Source organism: Aeromonas sp. R1-1, from assembly GCF_040908495.1.
GTDB lineage: Bacteria > Pseudomonadota > Gammaproteobacteria > Enterobacterales > Aeromonadaceae > Aeromonas > Aeromonas veronii.
In genome coordinates this window covers 1-6,822 of sequence record NZ_JBFODV010000165.1, presented here as the reverse complement: position 1 = coordinate 6,822, position 6,822 = coordinate 1, and the positions used below count along the sequence as shown (strand labels likewise).

Annotated in this window: 5 protein-coding genes; all 5 read right to left on the bottom strand. The window is 51.9% G+C overall.

Annotated features, from left to right (window positions below):
• Nucleotides 1-1,360, bottom strand: a 1,360-nt coding sequence (locus AB5Y92_RS09530; protein ID WP_368226613.1) for a retention module-containing protein, incomplete at its 3' end; no start/stop codon positions are given.
• Nucleotides 1,361-1,617: 257 nt separating this feature from the next.
• Nucleotides 1,618-3,543 (bottom strand): EAL domain-containing protein, encoded by a 1,926-nt coding sequence (locus AB5Y92_RS09525; RefSeq protein WP_128816541.1) that lies wholly within the window; start codon nt 3,541-3,543, stop codon nt 1,618-1,620.
• A gap of 3 nt (nt 3,544-3,546) precedes the next feature.
• The gene (locus tag AB5Y92_RS09520; protein ID WP_368226615.1) at nt 3,547-4,299 is read right to left on the bottom strand and encodes a transglutaminase-like cysteine peptidase; all 753 of its coding nucleotides are present in this window, start codon (nt 4,297-4,299) and stop codon (nt 3,547-3,549) included.
• 135 nt (nt 4,300-4,434) lie between these two features.
• Nucleotides 4,435-5,754: a TolC family outer membrane protein gene (locus tag AB5Y92_RS09515; protein ID WP_103251043.1), complete on the bottom strand. Its 1,320-nt coding sequence runs from the start codon at nt 5,752-5,754 to the stop codon at nt 4,435-4,437.
• 37 nt (nt 5,755-5,791) lie between these two features.
• The coding region (locus AB5Y92_RS09510; RefSeq protein WP_368226611.1) for an HlyD family type I secretion periplasmic adaptor subunit at nt 5,792-6,822 on the bottom strand (1,031 nt) is incomplete at its 5' end.

Genomic DNA, 6,822 nt, shown 5'->3' with positions numbered 1-6,822 from the left:
GCGTCGCCTGACCGTCTTCGTCCACCAGCGCGCTTTCGTCCACACGCAGTTCGCCCTCGGGCTGACCATCGGCTTCGATGCTCGGGCCGTCGTCCAAAATAGTGACATCAAGGTTATCGCTAGCCGTATCACCATCACTATCGATCAGCACAACGCTGAAGCTTTCGCTCAGGGAGGTGTCATTGACGGGTCTTGTATGGTTTTCATTATCGCCAAGGGTATAGCTGTAACTGACTTGCCCTTCACCAGTCGCGGGGTTGTAGGTCACCGCTGTGATGGTCAGTACATTTCCTAATGGGCTGATAATGGACTGTGGAAACGACGCGCCTAACAGACCATCGGTGATCAATGTAACGCCCCCCATAGTCAAGCTCTGGACACCGTCAGGAGCATTGAAGGTAAACACCCCACTTTGAGTCAAGGCTGCAGCGTTGGGAGCAGAGCCATCCGCTAAATTGGTATCGCTGACTTGTACCTCACCCCCTTCCCGATCCAGCCCAGCCAGATCTACTTCTTCATCAACCGGAGTGATGGAGATAACGAGTGTTGAAGTCACTGTGTCCTGGCCATCAGTTACCTGATAGCTCACCGGGGGAACTACGCCATCATAGTTAGGAGCCGGAGTAAAGGTATAGCTCCCATCCGGGTTGATGATCAGTGTGCCCACTCCGGTAATGGTGGCAGCAACACCGGCAGGGACTCCGATATTGATACCCCAGTCATATGAAACGATAGAGGCATCAGCAGGCCCATCTGGATTGGTACTATTGTCGAGTAAATTCCCACTGACCTGAGTGTCTTCCAGGGTCTCGGCGGTTTCGCCCAAATCATCAAGCTGATTTTCAAGAATCAAATCTTCGGCCTGATTTTCATTGATGACAGCGGCCGTATCGTAGGTGGTATCAAACCCTGCAGCCGCTATCGTGGCATCGCCTGTTCGATCAATTGTTACGAAACCACCATTACCACTGGCCCCCGCAACCCCACCAATGCCACCACCACCGGCCGCTGGTGCCCCACCAGCAGCAGAAGCCTCAAAGTTTTGAGTCGGGTCAACACCCTGCAGAATCGATTCTTGCAATGCGGCAATATCTGAAGGTGCGCCTTCCTGGCTGGCCGCCACTTGCGGTTGAGCAGGTTCAGCAGACTCGGAACCTGCCGGAACATCCGATGCAGGAGTATCGTCGTAAGGTGAAAGAGCCAGCTTTGCATCATCCGCTATGGCTAATTTGGCCCCGGGTTGGAGAATTTCCCCTTTTTGCAGAGGGCGGCTGCTTCCATCAGCCAGCACAATCTCCACATTGCCTTCTATAGCTGAGACAACCACGGACTTGTCGATGATTTGGGTACGCATATCCATTGCTCCAAGGTGACAGATCTTGATGTCTACACCGTAGAAGGAGATAGTGCGCTGTTCCGTTGCAAAAAAGCGTACGTTCGAGAGGAATTCAACAAATGGACGGAAAAAAATCGAAGAGTTGGAATTTCTTAATACAAATCAGAACCCTAGACACAGCCCCATTCAAGACCGACCTTGAGTTGGTTATAGAAAAATGGCGAAAAGAGAAGTGACTGGTATAAAAAAGGCCCCTATCGGGGCCATTTCCAGCATTTAATTCAAGACAATGGGAAGGCGGGATGAACAAATCCCTGGTAACCATCGATATGCAACTTGGAAAGCAGTTCCACTTGATGTTGATCTTCGACGCGGGTTGCAATGGTGGTCACACCGGCATTATGTGCGGCGCGACACACAGCCGCCAGGAATGATGTGTCTGCCCCCGGCTCCATGACCTGACTGGTATAACCGTGATCAACCTTGACATAAGCCGGCGACAACTCCTCCAGATAGCCCAGAGACTGGAAGTGACGACCATAGTGGTCAACCCCCCACTGGAAGCCATGAGCTTGCAAGGTGCCCACCAACGCAGCCACGTTGTCTTTATGTTTCATGATGGCAGCTTCAGGTATTTCAAATAACAACCGCTCTTTGAGCTCTGTATGTTCGGTCAGATAGCGCGTCAGCCAGGTTAAAAACTCATCCGAGCAGAGCGAGCCAGCAGTGATGTTGATCGCCAGTACCAGATCAGACTGTTTTTGCAGTAATGGAACGCAAGCATCAAGCACCGCCTGGTCAAACTCGCCCCCCAATTTGAACTGTTCAATCGCGGGCAAGAACTGACCGGCAAAATAATCTGTGCCATCCCGAGAGATAGAAGCAAACAGCTCGGCATGCAACCTTGCTCCACTATCAAACCGGCAAGCTGGTTGTGCTTTGAAGCGCCAAAGTTGACGTGAAATGGCATCTTGTACCAGATCTCGCCAGGCCAAGCGCCCCATCAAACCTTGCTCAGTCCCCCCTTCCATCACTACAGCACCGCGGCGTTCATTGCGCGCCTTGCCAAGCGCATTATCGGCTTTGGTCAACAAGGCAGAGAGATCATCATTGCCATCACGACCGGCAATACCAATGACGGAGAGCGCATCCCCTTCGCCCATTGGATTCACCACCAGATCGGCAATGCGGCTATTAATCACTTCAGCCAACTCTTTTAGCTGAGTCAGATCGTCAGTTGGACAGAGCAGCGCATATTCCGTCGCGGAGATCCGTGCCAAGGCGGCGCCATCCCACCCTTTTAATTGCTCTTTCAAAGCCTGAGCTATCGATTTGACCATGTTGTCACGGGCAGCAAAGCCTTCATCGCGATAGATATCATCCAGCATGTCGACCGCAACCAGCATGACGCCACCTTGGCCAGCCTCCGCTATCCATGCGTTTACCTGGCCCACAAAATAGGCTCGGTTGCCAAGCCCCGACACGGCATCGACATAAACCCGCTCACGCAATTTCTCGGCCTCATCGGCTTGCTCTTTAAATTGCAACGCCAACTTGCTTGAGAGGGTGTTGATCGCCTGAACGACCTGCTTCAATTCATGGGTTTTAGGCTCCGGGATCGTATGACCGAAATGGTGCAGCTCAATCTCGACGGCTTGCTCACAGATCTGTTTGAGTGGCTTGAGCAAGTAGTTGAGTGCTCTCATCAACAAAATTGTGGTGATCAAAAAGCCGACCAGAAACCAGCTCGCCAGCTCACTCATCCCACGCCACAACTCGTAATAAGCCTGGCCGGGGTGACCCACTACTTTTAATTTTCCAAGCTGCAACCAGCCAGACGTCAGAATTGACTCGTTAGATACCTCAGGAAACAGTCCCAATTTCACAAACCACTGTGGCACCCCCTGAATATTGTTGGTATTTTCCTGCTCGATGACATCCTTTGATGCCAGCAGATCAAGGCGAACCAGTCGATAATAGCCACCATCAAAAATGGCCTGGATCACCGACTCGGCACCAACCTTGTCACCGTTTTCCAGATAGGGGGTGAGCGCAAGCCCCAGCGAGGTTGCCGTATTGATGACCGTTGTTTCCTGTTGCTGCGCAAGATAAGTGCGGGTTGAATTGAATTGCACCCAGTATGTGGCCGCAAATAACAATCCAAACAGCAGCAGCATGGTGGCTAATAATTGTCGATAGAGCGTCATAGGTTAATCATCCAAATTCACCACTGGCCGAGCCAATCGCCCCGAGGTCATGCGATTGCGTAAATCATTCCATAATCCCAAGCGGGATGATTGACCAGCCAGTTCCCCTTGGCCTCGTGCCTTCATCAACCACAAGTGACTACCGTTAAAACTGTAAATAGGCACCAGATCTCGCCGCTGTGTGGCAGGGCGAATCGAGCCTATCAAATTATCCAAAATAACCGGAACGGAAGAGGGTGTCTCATAATATGCCACCACCATGTGAAACTGGTTGTACTCAAGAGCCTTGACGTACACCATCCGCATTTTATCATCCGGGATCCCAAGCTCGAGCAGCGTAGAGTATTTGGCGATACTGAAATCTTCACAGTCTCCCCCGGCGGCCCCCAAAAATTCCAGCGGGGTTGCCCAATAATCCTTTTTGCGCCACAACTTGATATCGTCAATAAAACGCATCCGATTGAAAAAATTATTAACCCGCTCAAGCTTTTTTTCTTCGCTCAGGGCCCTGCCCTTCGTCTCCATGACCAACATACGCCAACTGGTTACACGCTTACCGGCTCTGGCGCCATAGGTCTGCTCCGCCCGTTTGATCAAGTTGAGATCTTCCTGTGGCAGAGGCTGACTGGCACAGAGCAGAAGTGAGAAGGGTAACAGCAGGATCCACAAGGAGTGGCGCAGAGCGCGTAGCGATCGGTATCTCCATTCATTGAGAAGATAACACCATCGGCTACCGGTACCACGCTGGAGTGTCACGTCATATTCCTGCTGCATTATTACTGCTGCACTCCTCAAAGCTCGTACAACAACCTGCGTTAGCCAAACATGGTGACTGCCAGCAGCAGTCACCATGTTGGCGTTCATGATCCCAGCGGGATCATGAACAAACGGTTATTGCCTGGCCTGCCATTCAGCGGGTTGTTTGACGCTAAATGCATTGAGCAGACTGCCTGTCGCGTTGAGAATGCGATAGTCCGCCAGCAGTGCATCATACTCGGCAGTGATATAGCTGCGACGCGCCTCGAACAGTTCGTTCTCGGTGTTCAATACGTCCAGCAATGTCCGTTGACCCAAACCAAACTGCTTCTTGTATGCCTGTACGGTGTCATAGCTGGCGTCAACATGCTCTTTCAGGAAGGTCTTCTGCTTGGCCAGCGACTCTTTCGCGTTCCAGGCCAGACGAGTGCCTTCCTCAACCTGGCGAAACGCATTCAAATGAATGTCTTTCGCCTGAGAGTAGAGCGCCGATGTTGCATTGCTCTCTGCCACATCAGAACCGCCACGGAACAGGTTGTAACGCATGCGCACCATTGCGGTCAGATCATCGTTGCGCCCTTTGACCGCATCGATATCCTCATTCCAGTTCTGATCGACCTCGAATGTTACATTCGGGTAGAAACCGGATTTGGCGCCTTCATGTTGATACTTGGCAGCTTCAATATCCTGCAGTGAAGAGAGCAGGGTCGGGTGGACTTCGGTCGCCGTTTTCAGCGCACTATCGAGGCTGGTCGGGATAAGCTCGGTATTGGGAACCGGCTGTACCAGATCTTTGGGAACCTCGTTCACGACACGAATAAATTCACTCTCTGCGTCGCGATAGTTGTTTTCAGCAGCGGCCTGATTTGAATAGGCCCGGGCAACACGACCTTCAATCTGGGTCTGATCCGCAGTAGAGCCAAGCCCTGAATCAGTTCGCTTGCTGATGTCGCTGCGGATCTGTTCGTGGGTTTCCAGGTTCTGTTTGGAGAGTTCCAAAATCTCCTGCTGACGCAGCATATTGAGGTAGACCTCAGCTACTCGCAGCGCGGTATTTTCAGCTTCGGAGATCATCGCCAGACGCTGGGCATTGGCTTCAGCTTCGGTTCTGGAGACGTTGTTGCTGACATCAAAGCCATCAAACAACATTTGCCGCAGGCTGAGTCCGGCTTCTTTACGCGTGAGTGAATCATCGCCCCTGAACCCAGGAGCACGAGTTGTAGGGCTATCAGTTTTTTCATAGCCTACGCCACCACGCAGATCGATCGTAGGATAATAGCCACCCTTGGCTCCATCATGCTGATAGAGTCGTGCCTGATACAGATCAAACGCTTCCTTGATCTTGGGATGCGTAGCAAGTGTCTGTGCCACCGACTCTTCCAGAGTCTGGGCCTGACCCAAACTCGGGATCAGGATGCAGCCACTGACCAGCATGGCAACAATCGTTTTTTTCATGTTATCTCCAGTCATGTTTTGTTTTTAGATTGTTGGCTTATCGTTCTCTCAGTGCCGACTGCTTTGCCCGTAAAATCGGCTTAAGCAAATAGTCTAGGACACTTTTTTTACCAGTAATGATATCAGCACTGGCTAACATACCGGGGATGATGGGAAGTGCGTTAAGCTCATCGCCCAAGTAACTCTTCTCTGTTCGAACCCGAACCAGATAAAAGGAGTTCCCCTCCTCATCCTGGATCGAATCCGCACTTATCTGTTCAACCTTGCCATGCAATCCTCCATAGATTGTAAAGTCGTAGGCAGTAATTTTGACGATGGCATCCAGCCCCGGTCGCAGGAAGGCGATATCTTTCGGTGACACCTTGGCTTCTACCAGCAAGGTATCCTCCAGCGGCACAATCTCCATCAAATCCATGCCGGGCTGAACCACACCGCCCAGGGTGTTGATCTTGAGCTTCTTGATGGTGCCCTTGAGCGGTGCAATCACACTGGTCCGGTCTACCCTGTCTCGCAAGCCAACCTGCCCTTCTGATAACTGGCCAAGCCGCCCCTGTTTCTCATTCAGTTCAGTCTGGGAATCTGCTCTGAACTTCAGCGCAATATCATTACGCTTGGAGATGGTCTCACGCAGCACCGAATTGAGTTTTGGGGTCAGCAGACGGTTGCTCTCCAGCTCCCCCTGCATCTCGTTGACCTGCCGCTCAAGCTTGATTAGCTCCACTTGAGGCACTATACCTTCTTTCGCCAACGGACGGCTAATATTCAGTTCCTGTCTGGCCAAATCCACACTGCGATTCACGGTGCGGATCTTGGCATTCAGTTCAATCAGCTCCTGCTCTTTCTGTTCGATTTGCTGACCAAGAATATAGAGCTGGTTCTTCAGGTTATTGAGGCGATCCCGCTGTACAGACCGCTCACGGTGTGCGTATTCGGCAAAGACGGTTTCATAACCATCGGGGAACTGGATTGGCGCTTCGCCTACCACAACCTGCTCACGCCACCCCAGTGCCGGGTCGTTTTTCACCTCGACGCTGGCCATCTCGGCGCGCAGACGGGCCACATCCCCCT

Coding starts and splice junctions, on each gene's coding strand:
- AB5Y92_RS09525 (WP_128816541.1), bottom strand. CDS start 3,543: ATGACGCTCTATCGACAATTATTAGCCACCATGCTGCTGCTGTTTGGA.
- AB5Y92_RS09515 (WP_103251043.1), bottom strand. CDS start 5,754: ATGAAAAAAACGATTGTTGCCATGCTGGTCAGTGGCTGCATCCTGATC.